Origin of the sequence: Salinisphaera sp. T31B1, from assembly GCF_040361275.1 — a bacterium.
Classification (GTDB): domain Bacteria; phylum Pseudomonadota; class Gammaproteobacteria; order Nevskiales; family Salinisphaeraceae; genus Salinisphaera.
Map to the genome: position 1 here is coordinate 35,413 of NZ_APNH01000004.1, position 24,215 is coordinate 59,627.

Consider the following 24,215-nt stretch of genomic DNA (forward strand, 5'->3'; position numbering starts at 1 on the left):
TCAGCGCTCCGGCGACCACGCGCCATTCTCCATGGCCGCAGTCAGGTGGTTCACGGCCTCGGTAATGGCCAGATTGAGCACCTTGCCATTGAGCGTCGCATCGTAGCCGGACGTGCCGCCGAAACCGGCCACCTGACGATTGCTGAGTTCGTATTCGCCGGCGCCCTGAACGGAGTAGATGATTTCGGATGTGGTGACGTCGACGACGTTCAAGGCAACCTTCGCATAGGCCAGCTGTGTCTTGCCGGCACCGAGAATGCCGAACAGCTGCATGTCGCCGGTGGTACGACGGCCGAACTCGGTCACATCTCCGGTGATCGCGACCTGGGCGCCCTTGAGCGTCTGTTTCTCTCCGCGCAACGAGGCTTCCTGGGCGATCTGCTGCATGTTGTCGCGATCGACGACCGAGAACCGGTTGGTCTGTTGTAGATGGGTTTTCAGGATCGTTTTGGCCTGGCTGCCCAGCCGGTCGCTGCCATCGCTGAACAGGCCCTGGCGATAGGTCGATCGGTTCTGGAAGTTGCCGACGACCAGTACATAACGCGGGCCGTTGTAAGCGCTGCCGTAGGTGGCGACCGTCGACGCCTGAACGCTTCGATGCGACTCGGTGGCGCAACCGGTCAAAGCGATTATCGCCAGCAGGCAGAGCACGCCGGCCCAGCGGACCGGCGACGAAAAAGAGTACTTCATCCGGAATATCCCCCGATCGGACGGCTCGGCCTGACGTGCGGCCGGACCGCCGGTTATCGTGCATTTGTACGACTGCCGGCCTGGCACCGACGGTTCCCCCAGCGCGCAATATAACCGGGGCGGGCATTATCTGTGCAACAAAACGCGGCGTTAATTGGTCGACAGGCACCGCCGGACATGGGCGCCGCGCGGTTGCCGGCGCGATCCCGCCGGGCTCGACCGGACCGGATGCGCACGATTGATCGGCCGCTGGCGGCGGTGGCACGTCCGAGCCGATGAGCGATTTCCAGACCGGCGGGACGGCCGCCGGGCGATACCGGCGGGCGCGCCGATTGTCTCTTTCAGGCCGCCGAGTTGTAGACTCGGACCACTCTTTGTCCAGGCAACTGATCATGAACGACGAAAACTCTTATACGCCGCCCGCGGTATGGACCTGGGAACAGGCCAGCGGCGGCAAGTTCGCCAATATCAATCGCCCGATTGCGGGACCGACCCACGACGCCGAACTGCCGGTCGGCAAGCATCCGTTTCAGCTGTACTCGCTGGCCACGCCCAACGGCGTCAAAGCCACGGTGATGTTCGAGGAGTTGCTGGCGCTGGGCCATGCCGGCGCCGAATACGATGCCTGGCTGATCAACATCGGCGAAGGCGACCAGTTCTCCAGCGGCTATGTGCAGATCAACCCGAACTCGAAAATTCCGGTGATGGTCGATCACAGCGCCGACAAGCCGATCCGTGTGTTCGAATCCGGCTCGATCCTGGTCTATCTGGCCGAGAAATTCGACGCTTTTCTGCCGAACGACCCGGCGAGTCGTACCGAGGCCATGAACTGGTTGTTCTGGCAGATGGGCAGCGCGCCCTATCTGGGTGGTGGCTTCGGCCATTTTTATGCCTATGCGCCGGACAAGCTGGAGTACCCGATCAACCGGTTCACCATGGAGGTCAAGCGCCAGCTCGATGTGCTGGACCGTCGTCTGGCCGAGACCCAATTCCTGGCGGGCAATGAATACACGATCGCCGATATCGCGACCTGGCCCTGGTATGGACAGTTGGTCAAAGGTCGGCTCTACAACGCCGGCGAGTTCCTGCAGGTCCAGGAATACACGAATGTGCAGCGTTGGGCGGACGAGATCGGCACCCGGCCGGCGGTGCAACGCGGCCGGATGGTCAACCGCGTGTTCGGCGAACCCGAAGAGCAGCTGCGGGAACGCCACGATGCAAGCGATTTCGAACTGCGTACACAGGACAAGCTGGATGAGGCCGACGCCGACCGGGGCTAGCCAACACGCTCGCGAAGCGTTCGATGGATGCGCGCCTCGCGGTGGTGCGCGCTGGCTGGCGGGTATACGCGGATCAGACGAGTGCGCCCGGTCAGCCAACCCCTTCGGCGCTGATCCGCACGGCGGTACGGCCACCGCCGTGCGGGTTTTACAGCCGGTACGGTCGCTGCTGGGCGAGGCGACCCGGCCCGGCGGCTAGTCGCTTACCTCATCGGTGATGTCGTAAACGAGATTCACGGGCGATGGCCCGAACGAACCGTTGGCGACCACGCCGGTATAGCTGCCGGGTTCGGACCAGTCGCAGACCCCGTCGGGGAAGACTTCCTGCAGACGTGTCCATTCGGCATCGGTGAACGTGACGCCGTAGTCTTCACGAGACACCGGTTTGAGATCGCATTTCATGATGTTCGCCGCCAGCGGACCGCCCGCGACATAGCGGGGAAAGCTCCAGGAAGGAAACAGCTCGTTGCACTGCGATCCATCCGTACCCAGCGTCTGCCGTTCGGCAATGAAGGTCGTCTCATCGCGCCAGCAACCGTCGACAGCGGCGGCCGGCCGGTTGCGGATCACCTTGTCGCGCTGTGTGCCCTGAGCCGTGTCCGCCTTGTCGGCCATGACCCAGGCGATGAAGGTCGACCAGGCCTGTTCGTAGGGCACGGGGTCGCCGCGCCACATCACATGGTTGTCGGTATCGCCGTTGGCCACGAGCAGGCGCTCGCGCAGCGCGAAGTGAAACCATTGGTAATGGTAGCCGCCGTCGTCGTTGTAAATGCCGGTGATATCGAAGATCGGAATCGAGGCCAGGCCGCCGTTACCCGCGAGTTGCAGCCCGGACTGCTGGGCTCGACGCATCGCGCCCGGGTCGCCCTGGCTGCGGTCGCGTGCGAAGTTGGCGTCGCGATCGTAACCGCCGGCACCGGCGTTCAGATCCAGAAACTGTGCGACCGAGATCGTGCCGGCATCGAGTGCGGCCAGCCCGTATTGCACCCCGATATTGTCGAACGGCCGCAGCGCGTAGCCGTCGTTATCGACGCCGTAGATATTGCGCGAGGCGTCATACACCGTAGGCCGCGCGCCGGTCGGATTGCTGTCCGGATCGTAGCGAAGATCGACCGGCACGGCATCGTTCCAGGCTGCATCGACCGCATAGCCGGAAATATCGCTGCCTTGCGGACGAACCGGGACCGGATCCGTCCGGCGTGCCTGGTCTGCCAGGTCGAGATGTGCCTGGGCTGTCTTGTTGCCGGTTACCGCGGCAATCTCGTCGTCGGAGAACTCGCCGGGATGCTGCTCCCAGTAGCGCTGGAGCAGTCGCCCATCGGAGGCGGATAGCGCGATCGTCAACGGGTCGGGGAAGGTACAGGCGATCAGGATACCGTCGAACAGCCCGGGGATACGGTCGGCCGGCAGGGCGCTGCCGTAGGAGCCGCCCGAGCAGCCCGCGCTGACGGTGAACTCCGGCTCGCCATGGTTCTTGATGAACTGTTCCTTGGACATCATGGCCGCTTCGCTGGCGAGCACGTGGTTGCAGTTGTTCGAGGCGTGCTGCAGCGTATTGGCAAACGTCGCATAGCCTTCGCCGAGCCGTCGCACGTTCAGCAACGTGAAGTCCGCACCGGCAATCGAGAGATTGCCCTGACTGGCGCCCTGGATGTACCAGCCGCCGGGACAGCCAAAACCCTCCACGGCGATCAGACGTCGATTCCAGCCCTTCGGCGGGTTGAACGGCGACGGTTGTTCCTCGGTGGTTGGATCGTGCAGGACGGCGCTCTGATAAATGCCCCGATCGACGGTGGCCGTATCCACACGGACCACGAAGGGACGCGTTGCACCGGTGCTGGTGGTCGTCATCGCCACGTCGTCCGGCAAGACGCCGGTATCGCCCAGGGGCACGAGTTCATCGCCGCCGTCGGGCAGATACAGGTAGGTGACCTGCGGCGCAGCCGTGCAGTCGTCATCCAGCGCGCCCTGCAGGCTGGTGCCATCGGGCAGCAGGAACTCGGCGGTCTGGCAGATGAACGGGTCCTGATGCGGCCCGGACACGATCGGCCCCGTGATGGGATAGGACGTCAGCTCATAGCGGGTCGAGCGGCCATCCTGGCTGGCGACCAGCGTGTTGCTACCGTCCTCGAGATCGGTCACCAGGCCGAGCATGTGCCCGGGCAAGGTCGGGCTGGGCTCGAAGGCGTCGGTGATGTCGACGCCGTTGAGCTGGACGGTCACGGCAGCGCCGCTGGGATCGGGCCCGATGTCAACGAGGGCACTGCCGCCCGAGACATACTCCGGCATCGAGGATACGGCGCGAACCGACGGCGGCGATCGGGGCGTGGTATCGCCTGTGGCGATGTCATTGTCGTTGTCTCCGCATCCCGCCAGCGCCAGCACGGCGGCCAGCATCGCTATGGACTGCATTGTTGTTTTCAGCGGCTTCACGTCGATCTCCCTTGATTGAAGAAACGCATGGATACAGGTCTTCAGCGCCCGGTCCTCCAGTGACGGGTTCCGCGCTATTGGAGCGCGGAACCCGTTGCCTGGGCGCTGTGCGTGGTCGTCGGCTTAGTGCCTGCAGTGGCTTCGGTGGGATCTAAGCTGGCGCGTTACTCACGAGCCCCGTCCGTAAACGGCGCAAGCAGATCGTCGATGGTGTACAGGTGCCCGCCCACCATCACCATCTGCACGTTGGCCGCGGCACGGATGTCCTCCAGCGGGTTGCCATCGACGAACGACAGGTCGGCGACCTTGCCGGGTTCGATAGTGCCCAGGTCGCCGCCGCGACCGACGTCGCGCGTCGGCGCCACTGTGGCGGTGCGCAGTGCTTGATAGGGCGTGAACCCGCCGAACCGTACCTGCGATTCCAGGGTCTGATGCAGGCTCTGTGCGACGTGGACCAGCGGTTCGTCGGTGCCGGCCCAGACCGAGCCGCCGCCCTGCTGAATCCTGAGCAGCGTTTCGCCTTCGCGGCGCAGGCCCTCACGCGCCACTGTCTGGTCGGTCGTGGTCGCACTATCGTATGTTTCCTGCAGGCTTTGCAGCTGCCACGGCATAAACAGGGTGGTGATACGGCGGTCGTTGATGTCCTCCGGATGTTCGTTGAACAGGGTGGAGCTGGCGAACGGCGTGTCGGTGATCGCCATCTTCGAGGCCGTCGCCAGATCGATGACGTCCTGATAGGTATGGCCGCCCAGGCTCTTGGTATGAGAAAACTCCCAGCGCTGGGTCGCCGACAGGTGCGACATGTCGTCCTGGCCGAAGCCCAGCGACGGGTAGAAGTAGTGCGAGAAGGTCGGCAGGCCCGCGTCGTGGGCCGCCTCGTTGGCTCGCTTCTGATAGTCGAAGGGCAGGCGCACGTACGTTTTCACCTGATCCATGCCCAGTGCGAAGATGCGTGACAGTTCGTTGGTGAACATCTTCTCGTTGGAGGTCGTGCGCATGAAGCCGTAGTAGATGCGCGAGCCGTTGATGTGCCCGCCGGTGGTGAAGGCGCGCGGGCCGACGAGTTTTCCGGATTCCAACGCTTCCTTGCGCGCCTGGCTGCGGTAGGCAGGATCGCCCAGCGAGACGACGCTGGTGATGCCATAAGACAGCAGCTGCCGGCCCAGGCGGGCGCCGACATAAGGGACCCATTCACGGTGCATGTGGCCTTCGGTCAGGCCTGGCATGACGGTCAGGTTCGACGCATCGACATAGCGCACGTTGTCAGCCGGCGTTGTATCCTCGTGATCGCGTATGGCAACGATCCGCTCGTCGGCCAGCTCGATATCGACATCGCTGCGCAGGCTCTGACTGGCGCCGTCCCAGAGCTGGCCGGCGTGGACGATGGTGTGCCCCTCGGGCAGCTGCGGTGTCCAGCTCAGATCGACCGGCACGGTCTGGGCATCGCCGCCGCCGGCCGCGATCGTGCGCAGCACGCCGTCGGCGATGTACATCAGCTGCTGAGAGTCACCGCGCCAGCTGATGTAGTCGGCGTTTTCGTCGGTGATCAGCTGCGGCGAGCCCGCGGCCTCGCCAGCCGGGCCGACCGGCAAGAGGTAGAGCCCGTCACCGCCGTTGTAGGCCATGAACTGACCGTCCGGCGACCATACCGGACCGTTGCCGGAATCGCGTTGGTTGATATTGCTGAACACATCGTCCGGGTCCGGCGGCATCTGCCGCGTTTCGCCGCTGTTCACGTCGACCACGAGGATATGGTTCCAGCCCTGGCGGAATCGCACCGAGGCGGCATTCAGCGCGGTCATGGCCAGCGTGTTGCAACTCGGGCCCCAGCTCGGTCGCCCGGCCTCGAACTGCTGCGAGAGCGCATCCACCTGGGTGACGGCGCCGGAGTCGACGTCGGCCACGTAGGTGATCGGCGGGGTGAACACGCCGCGCCCGGTCTGGAAGACGATGCGGTTGCCGTTCGGGCACCAGTTGGCGCGGTACTGGTTCTTGGCGGCGTACTCGTCGCCGGCGAAGGAGGCCAGCACCCGTTCGTCGCCGCTGTCCATGTTGCGGATATAGATCTGTTCGATGCCGTCGCGGTCCGATGAATAGGCCAGCGACTGACCGTCGGGCGACCAGGTCGGCTGCAGTTCGGTGAACGAATCGTCGGTGATCTGCTGCGGCGCGCCGCCGATGTCCATCACCCACAGATCGTTGAGCGCGACGAAAGCGACGCGGCTGCCGTCCGGCGACAGCGCGGGCGTGACGATGCCCTTGACCTGGGCGGCGGGCCGGTCGGCCCCGTATTCGTGTTTCTTGTAGCTGTAGGTCTTGCGGTCGAACGAGATCTTGGCCTCGAATGGAATCGCGTCGAGACTGCCCCCGTCGAGATCGCGCCGCTGTATCTTGCCGTCGGAGGTATAGAGCAGGCTGCTTTCGGACAGCCAGCGCGGCCGGAATTGAAAGACATCTTCGTCGTCGTCGGAGACCTGCGCGTCATCCACGTAGAGATGGTTGTTGCCGTCCACCAGCAGCGTGTAGGTGATATGGCTGCCGTCGGGCGACCAGGCCGGCGCGTTGATCTGACCGCTCGGCTGACGGATGAGCACGGCCGTGTTGCCACTCGCATCGGTGGCCTGAATGCTGTACTGGCCGTCGCCGGCGGCGAGGTCGCTCGGAGAACTCACGGTGTAGGCGATCCGGGTGCCGTCGGGTGACCAGGTCGGCTGATACTCCGACTCGGGATCGTCCGTCCACTGGGTGATATCGCCAGTGACAGTATCCAGCACCCATATATTGGAGTTGCCCTTGGTCGTCGGATCGTCGTTGCGGTCCGAGGCAAAGGCGATCTTGCTGCCGTCGGGCGAGTAGACCGGCCCGCGATCGTCGTACTGGCCCGTGGTCAGCGCCTGCACGTCGGAGCCGTCCGGCGCCATCGTCAGGATATGGTAATTATTGTCGGTATAGCCTTGGAAGACGATGCGCTGTCCGTCCGGCGACCAGTCCGGCCGGACGAAATCCTGTTCCGGTTCGTTGAGCCGGGTGGCCTCGCCGCCGCCACCGGCCATGCGCCACAGGCCGTTCTGGAGCCCGAAAATGAGGGTGCTTCCGTCGGGCGAGAGGTCAGCGTCCAGGTCGGTGCCTTCGGTGATCGTCACCGTCTCTGCCTGGCCGCCGCCCTGTCCGGAACTTGGCGGTGGCGGCGGTGAACCGCCGCTGTCGACGTTGCTGTCGTTGTCGCTGCAGCCAGTGGCAAGACTGCCCAGCAGCAGGGCAGCGGTGAGATAGCCGGTGGCAATAGCCGTATGGCTAGTTCCCAGCGGTGTATATCGAGTCTTTCCCATGACTTCTTCTCCGCTTTGTTTTCCCCTCGACCTTTCTTCTACGTCGCGTTTGTATCCGGCCGGAACTATCCCTTTGTCTTATACAGTCGACCAAATACGGGCGAGGTCTTTGTTGCATATGCAAACTTCTGCCGATCGGGTATGTGGTAATAGCAGCTTGACACTGCAAAATCGCCGTCCGGATCGAGCAGCAGCGCGGCGCGCGCGCGGCGTGTCGGGGCCCGCACATGCCGACGCGACGCCAGTGGCCGGGTCATATGGATGGAACCGGCAGCGAAATCCGTACAGCGCGTCTATACCGACACGTGACCATCGATCGACCGGAAGACCGGAGGGGGCGCTGTAGGACAGGCGGACTACGGGCGTGTTGCCGGATGAAAACGGGTGGGACGGCGCCAGCTGTACGCTTGCAGGAACACCATCCCGTGGCCCCTGCGAACAGAGCCCGTCAGAACGCGGCAAGGCCTGAGCGGTGAGCGGGGTGCTGGACCCGGAGTCTGCCGAGTCAGGGCTCGTGGCCGGGCGAGTGCCGCGCCGGGCGGCCTGTAATGTTCAGGCTGGCGGCAGGTTGCCGATCGCCTGTTGCTGGCGATCATCGCCACCGGGAGGCCGATGCCGTCGCGCACAGGGCACACCGATATTGGCTACCGAGACGCCGGGTCTGCCGACCGATGATCCCGCGCCCGAACGCGGCCGTGCGTCGCTAGAGGCCGAGCTGGACGAAGAAATAGCCCCACAGCCCGCCGGCGACGACGAGCATGATGATCAGCGCCATCCACACGCGCCGGTATTCGCGGATCAGCGTGGCGCCGCTCGAATCGGCATCCAGAAAACGCCCGATCGTGATCTCGGACATGCGCTGGCCTTTCATTTCCTCGAAACGGTCCAGTTCGTAGGTGCTGGGTTTGACGGCCAGACACATCACCACGAGCGTGATCGTGCCCAGCACGAAGGCCATCATCAGATTGTCGATACCGGCCGGATAGCTGATCAGCTCGTGGCGCTCGAGTTCGCCCAGCAGGATAAAGCTGATCGAGCCCACCAGCATGCAGGACAGCACGGCCGCGGCATTGGTACGCCGCCACTGCATGGCGGCCACGATCGTCGGCAGCCAGGCGACCGCGAAGATCGAGCCGGCATAGATCGAAATCCAGTAGATACCGGCCGGCCGTGCGATGGCGATGACACAGACGATCACCGACACGATCACCTGCGAAATACGCCCGGCGAGCACGCTGCGTTTTTCGTCCAGCTTCTTTTCGAACAGCTTTTCGTACAGATCGCGCGCCAGGGCGAAGCCGGTGAGCACGAACAGCGTGGAGGCGGTGGACATGATCGAGGCCATCAAGCCGGCCAGGCCCACGCCGGCCAGCACCGGATTAGTGTGATCCATGAATCCCACGATCATGGCGCGATCGGCCGGCTCGATGCCGGGCTGGATCACCTGCATCGCGCCCGCGGCGAGATACACCATGAGCTGCATGGCCGGGGCGAAGAACACACCGATGATGGCCACCTTGAGAATCACGAAATCGTTCTTGGCCGGGAACACACGCGAGACCAGCGCGGGCGTACAGGCAAAGAACAGAATCCAGACCAGGAACTGCGAGATCGACCAGCTCAGCGCGCGATCGTTGGCGCCGGCCAGGGTCCAGTAGCCGGGCAGGCTGTCGCTCAAACCACGCAGATTGTCCATGCCGGCCTGGCCGATGAGCATGGGCGAGATCACGAACGCGATCGCCAGCATGGTGAAGAACATCATGGTGTCGGTATAGACCACGCCATACATGCCCGACAGGCTGCAGAAGATCATCAGCGCGAAGGTGAAGGCGATGATGATCACCGGAAACGGCACGTCGATGATTTCGGCCAGCACCAGACCCGCGCCGATCAGCTGGATGATGCCGTAGCCCAGCAGGCCGATCACCATGAGGATGAGCGCGACCACGCTCACCCATTTGTTGTCGAAACGCCGGTCGAAGAAATCCATCATCGTCCGGCATTCCATGGCCTTCATCTTGCGCCCGATCCAGACCACCGCGATGAGCGTGCCGAGCCAGGCGCCGAACGAGCCCAGCGCGCCGATCACCAGCGGGCCTTCGCTATAGGAAATGCCGGCGATGCCCATGAGCGTGACCGCGCTCAGGAAGGTCGCGGCCAGCGTGCCGGTGAGCAGCAGGGTCGAGCCCTGTTCGCCCATCACATAGAAATCGTCGCGGTTCTTGATGAAGCGCGTCAGGCCCGCCGCGACCAGCACATAGGCGGCCAGCACGGCGACGAAGATCGTCAGCGTAATATTCATGTTCGGTCCCCGGGGATGGTGATCGCGGTTAGCGCTTGGTGTGGCGTTCGCGCTTGAGGCGCTGGATGGTCGGGCGGTATTCGCGCAACAGAATCGCGCCCACCACCACACAGCAGATCACCGTGGTCAGCAGTGCATTGCCGAACAGCATCAGAACGTAGGGTTTGAAGTCCATGGCAGCTCTCGTTTGATCGGATCAGGCGTGGCCGGCGCGGGCCAGCACCGCATTGAGGAGCACGTCTGCACCGCTACGCGCATGCTCGGGCTCGATAGATTCGGCCTCGTGGTGGCTCAGTCCATCAGCGCAGGGGATGAAGATCATCGCCGTGGGGCAATGGGTGGCCAGATGGAAGGCATCGTGGCCGGCGCCGCTGATCATATCCTGCCAGCGGCAATCCAGTGCGCGGGCGGCCTGTCGAATGTGCTCGATGCAGGCTTCGTCGAAGGGCAGCGCCGGACTGGCCCAGTGCACCTCGACCGCGCACGCGACACCGCGCGCATGATCGACATCGCGGGCGAGTCGTTCGACATCGGCGATCGCCGCGTCGACCATCGCATCGTCGGGATGCCGCAAGTCGAGAGTGAATTCGAGCGCGCCGGCGATGGTATTGCGCGAGGCGTCCGCGATATGGAGTTCGCCGATCGTCGCCATCAGCCCGTCGGTTTCGGCGAACCGCCGCTCCAACCGGTGGATCAACTCGGCCGCGGCGAACAGCGCGTCGCGACGCACGGCCATGGGGGTTGTGCCCGCGTGCGCTGCCTGCCCGGACAGACGGACGTCGAGCCAGCGAATCGCCTGGCCGCCGGTGACCACACCCACTGCGTTCTGGTTGTCCTCCAGTACCGGACCCTGTTCGATATGGGCTTCGAAATAGGCGTCGAAGGTTCGCGCCAGTGCGTGCTCGCCCGCCTGGCCGGTGGCCTTTAGGCTGTCAGACACGCTCATGCCGCTGGCATCGGTTCGCGCCAGTCCCTCGTCGAGCGACATCACGCCCGCGAAGACCGACGAGCCCAGCATTGCGGGGGTGAAACGTGCCCCTTCCTCGTTGGTCCAGTTGGCGATCTCCAGCGGCGCGCGCGTGGTGATATCGTGATCGTTGAGGGTGCGAATGGCTTCCAGCGCGGCGAGTACGCCGTAAACGCCGTCGAACCGTCCGCCTTTGGGCTGCGTATCCAGATGGCTGCCCATGACGACCGGCGGGCGGTCTTCGCGCCCGTTGCGTCGGGCGAACAGGTTGCCCATGGCATCCCGGGCGACCGTGAGTCCGGCAGCCTCGGCCCATTCGACGAACAGCGCGCGTCCGGCGGCGTCTTCGCCCCCGAGGGCCAGGCGACTGCTGCCACCGCCTGCGGTTGCGCCGATCTCGGCCATGGCCATCAGACTATCCCACAGGCGTTGTCCGTCGGTATGAAGCATCGGTGTGTCTCCCTGTTCGATACACCGCCGGCGCTGGGCTCACGGTCGCCGATCGCGCGCGTGCCCTGCAATCGCGGTTATTCGACTCTAATCTAGCGGCATGCGGGCGCTTACCGTCAAAGCACGCGATATTATGCTCATCATCAATACGGCTAATAAACGAGGGCGACAATGAGGGCAGACGAATGATCGGACGTGATCGGCCGGCCGAGTCGTCGATCAGCGTCCCGGCTCGGCGAACTCTGGCCGCGCGCCTGGACTGGAACCTGGTTCGCACGTATCGGGTGGTCGCCGAGGAATGCCATCTGTCCCGCGCCGCCGAACGGTTGTTCGTGACGCAGCCGGCGGTCAGCCAAGCCATCAAGCGTCTGCAGACCCAGCTCGGCTATACCCTGATTCGACGGCGTGGCCCGCGGATTTCGCTCACCCCGGCCGGGGAGGAGGTGTATCGCATCGCCCGGGCCGTGTTCGCCGACATGTCGAGCCTGGAGATGCCGATCGAGGGCGTGGCCGAACAGGTGGTCGGGCGGGTCAAGCTACTCAGCGTCAGCCGGGTTCATTCGGTGGCCTACAACGAATTCCTTATCGATTTTCATCGACGCCATCCACGTATCGAACTGGAAGTCGAGATCATGCGCGGCCACGACGTGCTCATGGCGGTAAGTCAGAACACTGCCTCGATGGGGATCGGCCTGTGTCGTGTGGATACGCCGCCCATCGAACGGCGGCTGCTGATTCCGCAGCGGTATGCGCTGTTCTGCGGCCCGCCGCATCGACTGTTCGAGGCGGCCGACATCGATATTGCCGCGCTGCGGCATGAGGATCTGGTCACGTTCATCGGCGACCAGTTGGGCGATACGCTGTCGCCGTTGACGCTGTTTCGCGAAAATCACGGTTTTCAAGGTCGCCTTGCCGCTTCGTCGTCCAATCTCGAGGAAGTCTGTCGACTGATCATGTGCGGGTATGGCATCGGCTTTCTGCCGGAGCATGCGTTCCGTCGCGAAGTCTCGCTGGGAATGCTGCGCAAGCTGCCGCCCGAGGCGGGTCTGGCCGACGTAGATATACAGTTGCTCTGGCACCGCGAACGACCGATGCGTCCGGCCGAGTCGCTGTTTCGTGACGAGTTGCTCACCGCCTTCGGCCCGGCTCGTGCCGAAGACGACCGTGTCTAGCGAGCTTCTGCGACCAGGGTGGTGAGCCGTTGGGTGACCATCTTGCGTCGTTCCAGGGCGGCCTGGGTCGCCATGGTGTCGGCCATCCGGCGGTCGCTGGCCGGCACCACCGACTGCACATAGCGGCGTTTGGCCTCGACATAATTTTGGTAGGGGCCGTTGCACTGAGCCTGGGCCCGCATCGCGGCCTGGCGCGCCGGCAGGGCCCGGTCCGCCGCGTACGGCATGGCGGCGTTGTAGGCACATTGCCAGTACGACTGATAGGCCGGCTCCGATGGGTCCGGCTGCGGCCCGCCGGCACAACCGGCCAGGCTGACCGCCAGGCAACCGGCGAGGCACGCGAGCCACCCGCGCCGCGTCATCTGCGGCCGCTCGGCGACGTCCCGGCCCGTGGCGTGGCCGGATCGGCTTTGGTCGATATCCACGGCGTCAACGTCGCTTCGGATCGCGCGGCGCATCCGCGCGCGGCGCGACATCGGACGGCCGATCGGTCTGCGCATCTCGGCCCCGGCGCTGTTGCTGGAAGCGGTCCCAGAACCGGCGCGCGGTGCGCTTGATCTTCTGCTGGTTCTCCGGCTTGCGAAGCCAGTTGGCGGCCATGACGCCGAGCGCTCGTCTCATCGGGGTGTCTCGTGTGGGAACGGCTTGGGTGGACCAACCCAAACTATGGGTGCACACCCGTCGGCATGCAACGATCGCTGTCGATGGCAGCGATCGTTCAAGCGGTCGGATCGTTGCCGGGCGGTGCTGGGCGAACCGGAATGCGGCCGATCCGGTTGCGCCAGTACGCCGGCCCCGTCTCGTGTACGGATTCGCCGCGCGCATCCACGGCCACGGTTACCGGCATGTCCACGATCTCGAACTCGTGGATGGCTTCCATGCCGAGATCCTCGAACGCGACCACACGAGCGTGACGGATCGCCCGGGAGACAAGATAGGCCGCCCCGCCGACCGCAATCAGATAGACGCCGCCGTGTCGACGGATCGATTCGCGCGCATCGGGGCCACGTTCGGCCTTGCCGATCATGCCGAGCACGCCCGCCTCGCCAAGCATCAGGTCGGTGAAGGCGTCCATGCGAGTCGAGGTGGTCGGACCGGCCGGGCCTACGGCTTCGTCGCCGACCGCCGCCACCGGGCCCACGTAATAGATGAAGCGACCGTTGAAATCCACGCCCTCGGGCAAGGGCTCGCCACGCGCGAACAGGTCGCGGATACGCTTGTGAGCGGCATCGCGGCCGGTGAGCAGATGGCCCGACAGAAGTAGCGTCTCGCCGGGCTCGAACGCCTGGAGATCAGCCTTGGAGAGCGTATCCAGATTCACGCGGCGGCCGGAATCGTTACGGCGAGTGATTTCGGGCCAGTCCTCGAGCGCGGGCGGGACGAAGTCGGCGGCACCGCGGCCATCGAGGGTAAAGCCGATATGTCGGGTGGCCGCACAGTTGGGGACAATGGCCACCGGTTTGTTGGCGGCATGACAGGGGTAGTCGTGAATCTTGACGTCGAGCACCGTGGTCAGCCCGCCGAGCCCCTGTGCGCCTATGCCGAGTGCGTTGATCCGCTCGAACAGATCCAGGCGCAGTGTCTCCGTGGCAGTCCGGGCTCCACGTGTCTTGAGCGCCTGTATGTCGATACTTTCGGTACACGCCTTCTTGGCCATGAGCATTGCTTTCTCGGCGCTGCCGCCGATGCCGATACCCAGAATGCCGGGCGGGCACCAGCCGGCGCCCATCAGCGGTATCTTCCCGAGCACCCAGTCGGCGATGTCATCGGAGGGGTTGAGCATGGCGAATCGCGTCTTGGCCTCGGATCCGCCGCCCTTGGCCGATATCTCCACCCGGATTCGGTCGCCGGCGACCAGCTCGGTATGAACCACCGCCGGCGTGTTGTCGCCCGTGTTCGCGCGTGCGCCGGCCGGCTGGGCTACGATCGAGGCACGCAGGGGATTGTCCGGATTGCGCCAGGCCCGGCGTACACCTTCGTCTACCAGCGTCTGCAGATCGTGTTCGCTGTCCCATCGAACCTGCATGCCGACCTGTACGAACACCACGACGATACCGGTGTCCTGACAGACCGGACGGTGGCCTTCGGCACACAGCCGCGAGTTGACTAGAATCTGGGCCATCGCATCGCGCGCGGCCGGGGATTGCTCGCGTTCATAGGCGTCGTTCAGAGCGCGTACGAAATCCGGCGGATGATAGAACGAGATGTATTGGAGGGCGTCGGCGACGCTCTGAACGAAGTCGGATGCACGGATCACGGTCATGGCAGCGAACGGACGGGGGGCGATGGGGAATGTTCGCGCCCCGGCCCATGGCTTGGCAACCGCCGCTTCCAGCCGCGGCGGGCGGCCGGCGCGCTGCGCAGCCGGGCCATGGCATTCGAACGCCGTATGACCACACCAGGCCGCCGCGGCTCCCGCCCGACCGGGCCGATGCGCTGACAGGCCGTGCTATGTCACTGGTTCGACAGCGTCAGGTAGGCGGCGGCGCTGCCAGCTGACAGCAACTCAGCCCGCGCTGAACAAGTGGGGATTATGTAAACACTTGATTTGACGATTTTTCTGTCTATTCTCCGCGGCTCGAATTGCCCGGATGCTTCCATGTCGATCGTTACATCCTTTTCGCTCGGATTCAGCCTGTCGATGGATGCCTTTGCGGCTTCGATCGCACAGGGGGCCCAGCGCCGCCAGACGCGCTGGCGCGAAGCGCTGCGTGTGGCCTTCTATTTCGGGGCGCTCGAAGCGGTGCTTCCACTGGTCGGTTGGACCCTGGGGCTGATGCTGGGATCGGTAATCGCGGCGGTGGATCACTGGATCGCCTTCGCCGTGTTACTGGGTATCGGCACCAAAATGATCTTCGATGTCGGCGGGACGCAGGCCCGGCCCGACAGCCGTGGCCGGACGGGCCGTGCCCGGTTGCTGTTGCTGGCGCTGGGCACGAGTATCGACGCGGCAGCCGTTGGCGTGCCGCTGCTTGTGATGGGCGTGCCGATCGTCACCGCAGTGCTGATCATCGGTGCCACGACTTTCGCGATGACCTGCCTGGGCTTCATGCTCGGCGGGATGGCGGGCAAGCAGGTGCCGCGCTACGCCGAAGGCTTGGGCGGCTGTATGCTCATCGGCATCGGCACCTTCATTCTGCTTGAACACACCGGGCTCGTCTGATCCCGCCGTCGCGAGAGCGAGGTGCCGGTCCAGCGGCACGGCGAAACGGAGCCACAGATGACGCACGCTCGAGGCGATATCCGTATCGGTATCGGCGGCTGGACGTATGCACCATGGCGCGGCACGTTCTATCCGTCCGATCTTCCACGGACGCGGGAACTCGAGTTTGCCGCAAGCCGGCTGACGACCATCGAGGTCAACGCGACCTATTATGGCAATCAGAAGCCAGCGACCTTCGCCCGCTGGGCATCGGTTGCGCCTGCAACGTTTCGTTTCGCGCTCAAGGCGCCGCGTGCGGTGGTAGCCCGCAAGCGTCTCGATGAAGCCGGCGAGGCGATCGAGCGGTTCACGGGCTCCGGTATCGTCGAGCTCGGCGACCGGTTGGGCCCGCTGCTCTGGCAGTTGCCTGCGTACAAGCGCTACGAGGCTGATGAATTCGCTGCCTTCCTGTCGTTGCTATGCGATCGGGTCGCCGGGCAACGATTGCGCCACGCCGTTGAACTGCGTCACCACAGCTTTGCCTGTGTCGAGGTGGTCGCGCGCTGTCGGAAGGCCGGCGTGGCGATCGTTGTGGGCGACGACCCGGCAACTCCGACCATGGCCGATGCAACCGCAGACTTCGTGTATCTGCGGTTGCAGCGCGGGTGCGACGATATCGAAACCGGATATACGCACGCCGCGCTCGATCGTTGGCGTGATCGGGTTCGGCAGTGTGCCGCGGGTATGGCGCCGGACGGGCTGTCGCGAGTCAGCGAGTCCGGGGATAGGTCATACACACCGCGCGATGTCTTTGCCTATTTCATCCGCGCGGGCAAGCGGCGCGCGCCGCAGGCGGCCATGGCCCTGCAGGCGGATCTGTAACGCAGGCCTCTGGCGCGCGTACCGGGGCGATCAGCGGGCGCGAACGAGCAGATTCTGATGGGCGACCCCGATCCGTCCGGCCGTGTCATAGAGCGTCGAGCTTGCCAGCCCCACACCGTTGGGCTGTGCGATCGTCTCGCTGTCCAGACCGATCCATTCGCCGATCGGTGCCCGGTGCAGATATACGCTCAGATCGGTGTTGGCAAAGACATGCGTGTCGGCCGGCAGGATCCAGCTGAGCCCGTTGCCGAAGTCGGCCGCCGCGACGGCGCGCATGGCGGGGGTGTTCGGTTGGCCGGCGATCAGCGGTACCCGTAGCCGCAACCAGGCCGCCGCGGGGCCGGCGACGCGGCTGCTGCCCCTGGCGAAACGGATCTCCATGGCCTGATCATGAAAGGATTCGCCGCTCGCCATGCCCGGCGCTTCGAATCGCTCCCGGCATTGCGTCGGGGCCGGATTCAGCAAGCACTCGTCGACCCGCGGTACGTGGACCGGCTGTTCGCGCCGCATCAGAGCTACGGCACGGCCGACCGGCGCGTCGTCGTGGGCCAGTACCAGCTCGACACGGCGCGCGGTGCGCCCGCGGCTGGCCGTGGCCGTGACCGTCAACGGTGCAATCGGCACCGGCCGGGTCAGCTCGAAGGTAAGCCGGGCGAGGACGAAGTCTTCTCCTGCGGCCTGCTGTGCACAATGCGCGAGCAGTCCGGCTGGCGCGCCGCCGTGCTGTGCGTGCATATCCCAAGGCCCGCGCGCGAGGCCAGTGGCATGATAGAACGCGCCGTCGCGGATGAACACGCTCTGTGCAGGGATCGAAGCCATAGCGGTGTGTCCGAGCTCGTGGGTGGCTGTGCATCCTGCCACGACGAACGGCCCGGACCTATCCGCCTCGCGCGCCGGCCCCGTCAACCGAAGGAGCCGGGCCCGGCAGCAGTCCTGAGCAAGCATCCGGGGTAGCCGTTGGCAGCCACGATGGCCCGGACAGGGCGATCCTGGGCGCCACCGCCGGCGTACGGGATGATTGCGCATAGATCTTGCGGACTGCTGGGAGGCGGCAGCAGTGGCTTGTTCGCGGATTCGTTGACGTGCTCGAACCAGAGTGGCGACATGCAAGGTGGCGGCGTGTGTACACACGATCTAGCATGGCGCCTGACCTGTCGCACGCTGTCTCATGGCCAACTCGTCCGGACGACCATCACGCAAGCCGCCTGCCCGCCGCCGCCCGCGTCCGGCCGCCGCGCGGTTGCTGGCGTTCAACAAGCCATTCGGCGTGCTCTGCCAGTTCAGCGACGGCGAGCGTCGGGCCACCCTCAAGGATTTCATCGACGTGCCCGATGTTTATCCGGCCGGTCGTCTGGATCGGGACAGCGAAGGACTGTTGCTGCTGACAAACGACGGCCGACTTCAGGCTCGAATCGCCCATCCCAGGCAAAAGATGATCAAGACCTACTGGGCCCAGGTCGAGGGCGAACCCGACACCGGGCAGTTGGACGGGCTACGGGCCGGCCCGAAGCTCAAGGATGGTGCGACCGCGCCGGCCGATGTGGCCGTGATGGCCGAGCCTGCGCTGTGGACGCGCGATCCGCCGGTGCGCTATCGCAAGACCGTGCCAACGACTTGGCTGGAAATACGTATCGCCGAGGGACGCAATCGACAGGTCAGACGGATGACGGCTGCCGTCGGGCTGCCCACGTTGCGGCTGGTGCGCGCAGCCGTCGGCGACTGGGCACTGGGGCCGTTATCTCCCGGGCAATGGTGCGAGATCGATATCGGTGGAGGCGGGAGGCCCTAGTCGGTGCGCTTCGACTGGCCGACACCGGTGCCTTCGACGCGTTCCTGACTGCCGTCGGGATAAACCTTATAGGTCTCGCCACCGGAGGCCGCCGGACCGACCGCGCCGCTGCGCTGGGCGGCCGTCATGCCGGCTTCGAATTGGGCTTGGGTAATACCTTCCGCGTTCGCGTTTGCTGCACTGTTTTCGATCGTGCCGCGGGTATCCAGCGTGTCGTAGAGTCGACTGACCCGCGCGTCGGCCTCGGCCTCGCTCTGGCTGATCACGCCGTCGCCGTTGCTGTCCAGACGCTGGAACATGGCCGAGGCCGAGTCGTCGCCCTGGGCCAGTGCCGTGCCGGCGATAGCGACCAGTGAAACGATGGTGATCTGCTTGAGCATGTGCCGCTCCCTTTGTTGTTGTACGTCCGCAGACATTGGCCAGTGGTCGATTAATCGATGCTGAATCCGCCTCACGGCCTGCGGCGGGCATGAAAAAGGCCGGCCCGCCTACGCGGACCGGCCTGAGTGTAGACCGAGCGGCTGGTCAGGAGACCTTCAGTTCGCCCTGGTGGCCGCTGGCGGCCACGGTCGCGATGGTGTCGTTGAAGGTCTGGCTCGGACGCATCACCTCATTGGCCATTTCGTGGTTCGGGAAGTAGTACCCGCCGAGATCGACCGCGTCGTCCTGAACGGCGTTGAGCTCGTCGATGATGCGGTCTTCGTTGGCCGCCAGTTTGTCGGCCAGCTCGCCGAACGTCTGCTTGAGCTCGTCGTCGCTATCCTGTGCGGCCAGGGCTTCGGCCCAGTAGAGCGCCAGATAGAAATGGCTGCCGCGGTTGTCGAGTTCGCCGACCTTGCGCGATGGCGACTTGTTGCTGCTCAGGAACTTGCTTGTCGCCTTGTCCAGCGCATCGGCCATGACCTGGGCGCGCTGGTTGTCATAGGCCTTGGCCAGATGCTCCAGCGACGCGGCCAGCGCCAGGAATTCACCCAGCGAATCCCAGCGCAGATGGTTCTCGCGCAGCAGCTGACGCACGTGACGCGGGGCCGAGCCGCCGGCACCGGTTTCGAACAGGCCGCCGCCGGCCATCAGAGGCACGATCGAGAGCATCTTGGCGCTCGTGCCCAGTTCCATGATCGGGAACAGGTCGGTGAGATAGTCGCGCAGTACGTTGCCGGTAACAGAGATGGTGTCCTTGCCGTCACGCACGCGTTCGAGCGTGTGATTCATCGCCGCGACCGGCTCCATGATCGAGATATCCAGCCCGTCGGTATTCAAGTCTGCCAGATAGCGCTCGACCTTGGCGATCATCTGGGCATCGTGTGCGCGGTCCGGGTCGAGCCAGAATACGGCGGGCATGCCGCTGTCGCGCGCGCGATTGACCGCGAGTTTGACCCAATCCTGGATCGGCGCGTCCTTGGCCTGACACATACGCCAGATATCGCCGGTATCCACGTCGTGCTCGAACAGCACCTCACCGGCGGCATTGGTGACCTGCACCTTGCCCGGGCCGGCGATCTCGAAGGTCTTGTCGTGCGAGCCGTATTCCTCGGCCTTCTGGGCCATGAGGCCGACGTTGGGCACGGTGCCCATGGTGGTCGGATCGAACGCGCCGTTCGTCTTGCAGTCCTCGATGACCGCGTCGTAGATACCGGCATAACACCGATCCGGAATCACCGCCTTGGCATCGTACTGGTCGTCGTCGGCGCCCCACATCTGGCCGGAGTCGCGAATCATGGCGGGCATCGAGGCGTCGACGATGATGTCGTTGGGCGTATGCAGGTTGCTCAGTCCACGGTGCGAGTCGACCATGGCCAGCGGTGCACTCTCGGTGTTGATCCGGGCGATATGGTTTTCGATGGCGTCGCGCTTTTCATCCGGCAGGCGCTGGATGTTGGCATACAGATCGCCCAGCCCGCTGCGCGGATCGAAGCCGACCTCCCGCAGTGCCTCGCCGTGTTCGGCGATGACGTCCTTGTAGAACTCGCTGAGCACCATGCCGAACATGATCGGGTCGGAAACCTTCATCATGGTCGACTTCAGGTGTACGGAGAACAGTACGTCCTTGGCCTTCGCATCGGCGATCTCGTCGGCAATGAAGCGGCGGAAGGGCGCAGCGCGCATCACCGCGGTGTCCACGATTTCGCCGGCAAGCACCTCGGTTTCGGGTTTGAGTACCTGACGCTCGCCGTCGTCTCCGACGAACTCGATCTTGAGCGTATCCTCGGCGTCCATGGTCCGGGACTGCTCACTGGAGTAGAAGTCGCCGTCGTCCATGTGTGCCACATGCGCCTTGGAGTCGCTGCTCCACTCGCCCAGGCGATGCGGGTACTGACGGGCATATTCCTTGACCGCTTGCGGCGCACGCCGATCCGAGTTGCCTTGACGCAGCACCGGATTGACAGCGCTGCCCTTGACCTGGTCGTAACGAGCCTTGAGCTTCTTCTCCTCGTCGTTCTCCGGCTCTTCCGGATAGTTCGGCAGTTCATAGCCGAGCTGCTGCAGTTCACGGATGGCATCCTTGAGCTGCGGGGTCGACGCGCTGATATTGGGGAGCTTGATGATGTTCGCCCCCGGGTCGGCAGTCATCTCGCCGAGTTCGGCCAGATGATCGTCGAGCTTCTGATCGTCGTTCAGATAGTCGGGGAAGTTGGCGATGATGCGCGCAGCCAGCGAGATGTCCCGGGTTTCCACATGAATGCCGGCGGAGTCGGTATAGGCGTCGATGATCGGCAACAAAGAACGGGTCGCCAGGGCCGGAGCTTCGTCGGTAAGCGTGTAGATGATCTTGGGAGTCTGCGCCATCGGGATGAAAACTCTATTGCGTTGAACGATAAGAAATACTTGGGGCAATTATAAACTGTCTCAACCGTTTTGACGGCTCAACGGCCCAAGTGTTCCCCAACCCGTTTCCATACGCCGGCGTGTGTTGGCGTGGTTCGCGCCCCGCTTCTCCGGATCGATTTACCGACTTTCTATTGCTCCTTCCGAGCCTTGCCTTCGAGGGGAATCAGATCGCTGCGGGTGCGCCCATAGAACAGAATCTTCGAGCGGTCGTAGTGCGAGAAACCGTAGACGGGCATGCCTGCGTCCAGCGGTGCGCCCGTCTTGGCGTCGTAGAACACGGCCAGCAATTTGGCCACGCCCGTGCGTTCCTCACTTTTCCAGAGTGCGAGCTCCGGTGTCTTGAGCGAGCCGGTCAGAGGGATCGGTACGCTCGCGCTCGGAATGCCGAACAGTTTGGACGTGTTGTCGATCGACAGGGCGCCGTTGGCGATCTTGAGTATCGCGTCGGCCTGGTCGACGTCGTCGGTGAGGCTGTAGCCCTGTCGCAGTAGCGCGGCGTTGACGCTGTTCAGCGCATAGAGGTTCTTGTAGTCCTCACTCGTGCCGAACAGGCTGGTATCGACATAGATCGTGTTTCCGGCGGGCAGGTTGGGCTTGATCTGCGATGCGGCATGATCGGCTGCCGTGGACAACAGCAGCTGTTGGCGGGCAGTCTGCTCCGGGTCGGTTTCGCGCAGGGTCGTACAGCCTGCAAGAACCACGGCGGCGGCAAGTAACGGGGGCAGGTAGCGGGTCATCATGTGCGATCGTCCGGTCCGATTGGTCCGTCGAGCCTAGCAAAACCCGCGCGACGACGCGGGCGTACTGACAGACACACCTGACGGTTGTGGGATACGCGTAGTAATGCGGATTGTGCGCAGGGGTGCCCGGTCGTAGAACGGTATAGCCGGCTGCCGCGGGACGATGCTCGATAGCGGGCGTGGTATGTCGCGGCCAAGATGGCCGGCATCATCGTTTCTTAGGAGCCATGCAATGGTTGATGAAGATCGCAAGAAAGGCACCGCCGACAAGGTCAAGGGCACCATCAAGGAAGGTGTCGGCAAGTTGACCGGCGACGAGCAGAAGGAAGCCGAGGGCAAAGCCCAGAAGAACAAGGGCAAGACCCAGGACAAGGTCGGCCAGGCCAAGGACAAGGTTCGCGACAAGCTGAACAAGTAGTTCAGACCGCTCGCATACAGCGCGCGTCCGGACTGGACGCGCGCTTTTTTTTGTCGCGCCGGTAGCGTCTCGAACTATCGTTCTTGTGTCGGCAATTTTTGGCGCTATGAATGGTCTCATGGAGAGACTTCAATCAAGGTAGCGCTGAATGAACATGATTCGTACCACGGCCCTGCTGGCCGGCCTGACCGTGTTGCTGGTGCTGGTGGGCCGCATGATCGGCGGCAATGCGGGCATGGTGCTCGCGCTGGGTTTCGCGGCTGTGATGAACTTCGGCAGCTACTGGTATTCGGACAAGCTCGTGCTCAAGATGCACGGCGCTCGGCCGGTGGACGAAGCCTCGGCGCCGGAGTTGTACCGTGTGGTGCGGGAATTGTCCCAGCGAGCCGGCCTTCCGATGCCCGCGGTCTATATCATGGCCTCGGACACCCCGAATGCTTTTGCAACCGGACGCAACCCCGAGCATGCGGCTGTTGCAGCCACTGCCGGGCTGCTCCGAATCATGAATCGCGATGAATTGCGCGGCGTGCTGGCCCACGAGCTCGCGCACGTGCGGCATCGCGATACGCTCATCAGCGCCATTGCCGCCACGTTTGCCGGTGCGATCGCCATGTTGGCGAATATCGCCCAGTTCTCCATGATCTTCGGCGGTGGTCGCGACAATAACAACGGCGGGCTGATCGGCAGTCTGGCCATGATCTTTCTCGCGCCGCTAGCGGCCAGCCTGATTCAGATGGCCGTGTCCCGTTCTCGAGAGTACGCCGCCGACGCCGGCGGGGCCGAGATATCGGGCAACGCCATGGGCCTGGCAAGTGCCTTGCGCAAGCTCGAGCAGGGCAATCATGCTCATCCCATGGACAGCGCCCAGCGTAATCCGACCACTGCGCACATGTTCATCGTCAATCCGTTGTTCGGTGGCAAGTTCGGCAAATTGTTCTCTACCCATCCCGACACCGCGGAGCGTATCCGTCGGCTCGAGGCCATCGCGCGAGGCGGGACAGCCTGACCCGGTCGTTCGACACGTAACCGTCGTTGCCTGCCGTACGGTGTCTGGCTGAAGGCTCTTCGCGAGCCGCGTGTGGCGGGATGGACGTGCGATCGTCGAGAGTGTGCGGACCGTGGCTGGATCGTCCCGTGGGCGAGCCAGCCGGCCGACCTTCGGCGGCTGGTCCTCGGCATCTAAAAGGTCGATAGATCGAACGAGAGCGCACGCGCAGTTGCGGCTAAAGGGGCACACATGTCGTAACACAAGCCAGCCCACGGGCGGCGGCCGGCGGCGGATTCGGGCCGGGTTGCATGCATGAATACGATCGCCTGCCGGACCCATACCGGTCCGGCGAAGCCCGGTGTCGGTGATGTGACCCGTTTCATCGATCGCTGCCCATGTCTTGTCGCCGTTGCTCGATCTCGCGGCTGAGGCGGTCGCTCCGGCGATCGCTGTCCGCGCGCGGCGTACGCATGGTGTTAGGCGCGAAACGACGCGTTGCGTTGTCGGACGTGGATTTCCCACGCAGCTCGGCCGGCGCCGAGTCCCGCTGCTGCGTCGCCTCGGGCAGTGCGCGCTGGCTGGCCGGTGCGGCGGGGTCGATCGCACGGCCGTTGTTGCTGCCTCCGGTGGTATTGAAGGTGCCGGCCGTCAGGGTGGTCGAGATCATCGCCAGGGCGGCGGCCAGTACGAGTCGTATATGCATCGTCGATCGTCCCGAATCATGGAAGAGTGGTAATGTCGAATATCTGCATTCATCGGTTCCGGACATGAGCTTACTACGCAGCCTTGCTTTATTGGGTCTGT

Annotated in this window: 21 protein-coding genes; 7 read left to right on the forward strand and 14 right to left on the reverse strand. The window is 64.3% G+C overall.

What is annotated here, in order from left to right:
* Positions 1-690, reverse strand: coding sequence for a CsgG/HfaB family protein (locus T31B1_RS14920; RefSeq protein WP_353250324.1), 690 nt, complete (start codon positions 688-690; stop codon positions 1-3).
* Positions 691-1,082: 392 nt separating this feature from the next.
* Between T31B1_RS14920 and yghU the strand changes: the two genes are divergently transcribed.
* On the forward strand, positions 1,083-1,970 hold the full coding sequence (gene yghU, locus T31B1_RS14925; protein ID WP_353250325.1) for a glutathione-dependent disulfide-bond oxidoreductase: 888 nt from the start codon (positions 1,083-1,085) through the stop codon (positions 1,968-1,970).
* A 195-nt stretch (positions 1,971-2,165) separates the two neighbouring features.
* Here yghU and T31B1_RS14930 read toward each other — a convergent pair whose 3' ends face one another.
* From T31B1_RS14930 to T31B1_RS14950, 5 genes are all read right to left on the reverse strand, one after another.
* On the reverse strand, positions 2,166-4,382 hold the full coding sequence (locus T31B1_RS14930) for a DUF6351 family protein (protein WP_353250326.1): 2,217 nt from the start codon (positions 4,380-4,382) through the stop codon (positions 2,166-2,168).
* 185 nt (positions 4,383-4,567) lie between these two features.
* The gene (locus T31B1_RS14935) at positions 4,568-7,732 is read right to left on the reverse strand and encodes an amidohydrolase family protein (RefSeq protein ID WP_353250327.1); all 3,165 of its coding nucleotides are present in this window, start codon (positions 7,730-7,732) and stop codon (positions 4,568-4,570) included.
* Between the two features lie 703 nt (positions 7,733-8,435).
* The gene (locus tag T31B1_RS14940) at positions 8,436-10,034 is read right to left on the reverse strand and encodes a sodium:solute symporter family protein (RefSeq protein ID WP_353250328.1); all 1,599 of its coding nucleotides are present in this window, start codon (positions 10,032-10,034) and stop codon (positions 8,436-8,438) included.
* A gap of 28 nt (positions 10,035-10,062) precedes the next feature.
* Positions 10,063-10,209, reverse strand: coding sequence for a hypothetical protein (locus T31B1_RS14945; protein ID WP_353250329.1), 147 nt, complete (start codon positions 10,207-10,209; stop codon positions 10,063-10,065).
* 21 nt (positions 10,210-10,230) lie between these two features.
* Positions 10,231-11,451, reverse strand: coding sequence for a Zn-dependent hydrolase (locus T31B1_RS14950; RefSeq protein ID WP_353250330.1), 1,221 nt, complete (start codon positions 11,449-11,451; stop codon positions 10,231-10,233).
* Between the two features lie 185 nt (positions 11,452-11,636).
* Between T31B1_RS14950 and T31B1_RS14955 the strand changes: the two genes are divergently transcribed.
* Positions 11,637-12,623 (forward strand): LysR family transcriptional regulator, encoded by a 987-nt coding sequence (locus tag T31B1_RS14955; protein ID WP_353250331.1) that lies wholly within the window; start codon positions 11,637-11,639, stop codon positions 12,621-12,623.
* On the opposite strand, the gene T31B1_RS14960 is transcribed toward T31B1_RS14955, so the two are convergent.
* The 3 genes from T31B1_RS14960 to T31B1_RS14970 form a co-directional block, all read right to left on the reverse strand.
* The gene (locus tag T31B1_RS14960; RefSeq protein WP_353250332.1) at positions 12,620-13,048 is read right to left on the reverse strand and encodes a hypothetical protein; all 429 of its coding nucleotides are present in this window, start codon (positions 13,046-13,048) and stop codon (positions 12,620-12,622) included. The genes T31B1_RS14955 and T31B1_RS14960 overlap by 4 nt on opposite strands.
* 4 nt (positions 13,049-13,052) lie before the next feature.
* On the reverse strand, positions 13,053-13,223 hold the full coding sequence (locus T31B1_RS14965; RefSeq protein WP_353250333.1) for a hypothetical protein: 171 nt from the start codon (positions 13,221-13,223) through the stop codon (positions 13,053-13,055).
* 118 nt (positions 13,224-13,341) lie between these two features.
* Positions 13,342-14,886 (reverse strand): fumarate hydratase, encoded by a 1,545-nt coding sequence (locus T31B1_RS14970; protein WP_353250334.1) that lies wholly within the window; start codon positions 14,884-14,886, stop codon positions 13,342-13,344.
* Positions 14,887-15,222: 336 nt separating this feature from the next.
* On the opposite strand from T31B1_RS14970, the gene T31B1_RS14975 reads away from it, so the two are divergent.
* Together T31B1_RS14975 and T31B1_RS14980 are read left to right on the forward strand one after the other, a co-directional pair.
* Entirely contained in the window at positions 15,223-15,786 is a 564-nt protein-coding gene (locus T31B1_RS14975) for a manganese efflux pump MntP (RefSeq protein ID WP_353250335.1), read from the forward strand.
* 57 nt (positions 15,787-15,843) lie between these two features.
* Positions 15,844-16,647 carry a DUF72 domain-containing protein gene (locus T31B1_RS14980; RefSeq protein ID WP_353250336.1) on the forward strand — a complete coding sequence of 268 codons (804 nt, stop codon included), beginning with the start codon at positions 15,844-15,846 and terminating at the stop codon, positions 16,645-16,647.
* Positions 16,648-16,677: 30 nt separating this feature from the next.
* Here the strand turns inward: T31B1_RS14980 and T31B1_RS14985 are convergent, their stop codons facing one another.
* On the reverse strand, positions 16,678-17,466 hold the full coding sequence (locus T31B1_RS14985) for a thioesterase family protein (RefSeq protein WP_353250337.1): 789 nt from the start codon (positions 17,464-17,466) through the stop codon (positions 16,678-16,680).
* 349 nt (positions 17,467-17,815) lie between these two features.
* Here T31B1_RS14985 and T31B1_RS14990 point away from each other — a divergent pair, with 349 nt between their 5' ends.
* Positions 17,816-18,436 (forward strand): pseudouridine synthase, encoded by a 621-nt coding sequence (locus T31B1_RS14990; protein WP_353250338.1) that lies wholly within the window; start codon positions 17,816-17,818, stop codon positions 18,434-18,436.
* Here the strand turns inward: T31B1_RS14990 and T31B1_RS14995 are convergent.
* The 3 genes from T31B1_RS14995 to T31B1_RS15005 all read right to left on the reverse strand — a co-directional run bounded on the left by T31B1_RS14995 (position 18,433) and on the right by T31B1_RS15005 (position 22,005).
* On the reverse strand, positions 18,433-18,816 hold the full coding sequence (locus T31B1_RS14995) for an EF-hand domain-containing protein (protein ID WP_353250339.1): 384 nt from the start codon (positions 18,814-18,816) through the stop codon (positions 18,433-18,435). The two genes, T31B1_RS14990 and T31B1_RS14995, sit on opposite strands and share 4 nt — an antisense overlap.
* Positions 18,817-18,961: 145 nt before the next feature.
* The gene (locus T31B1_RS15000) at positions 18,962-21,223 is read right to left on the reverse strand and encodes an NADP-dependent isocitrate dehydrogenase (protein ID WP_353250340.1); all 2,262 of its coding nucleotides are present in this window, start codon (positions 21,221-21,223) and stop codon (positions 18,962-18,964) included.
* 170 nt (positions 21,224-21,393) lie between these two features.
* Positions 21,394-22,005, reverse strand: coding sequence for a DUF6655 family protein (locus T31B1_RS15005; protein WP_353250341.1), 612 nt, complete (start codon positions 22,003-22,005; stop codon positions 21,394-21,396).
* A gap of 232 nt (positions 22,006-22,237) precedes the next feature.
* Between T31B1_RS15005 and T31B1_RS15010 the strand changes: the two genes are divergently transcribed.
* Together T31B1_RS15010 and htpX are read left to right on the forward strand one after the other, a co-directional pair.
* Positions 22,238-22,423, forward strand: a complete 186-nt coding sequence (locus T31B1_RS15010; protein ID WP_353250342.1) for a CsbD family protein — start codon at positions 22,238-22,240, stop codon at positions 22,421-22,423.
* Positions 22,424-22,571: 148 nt separating this feature from the next.
* Entirely contained in the window at positions 22,572-23,429 is an 858-nt protein-coding gene (gene htpX / locus T31B1_RS15015) for a zinc metalloprotease HtpX (protein WP_353250343.1), read from the forward strand.
* A 361-nt stretch (positions 23,430-23,790) separates the two neighbouring features.
* On the opposite strand, the gene T31B1_RS15020 is transcribed toward htpX, so the two are convergent.
* Positions 23,791-24,114, reverse strand: coding sequence for a hypothetical protein (locus tag T31B1_RS15020; RefSeq protein WP_353250344.1), 324 nt, complete (start codon positions 24,112-24,114; stop codon positions 23,791-23,793).
* Positions 24,115-24,215: the final 101 nt, after the last annotated feature.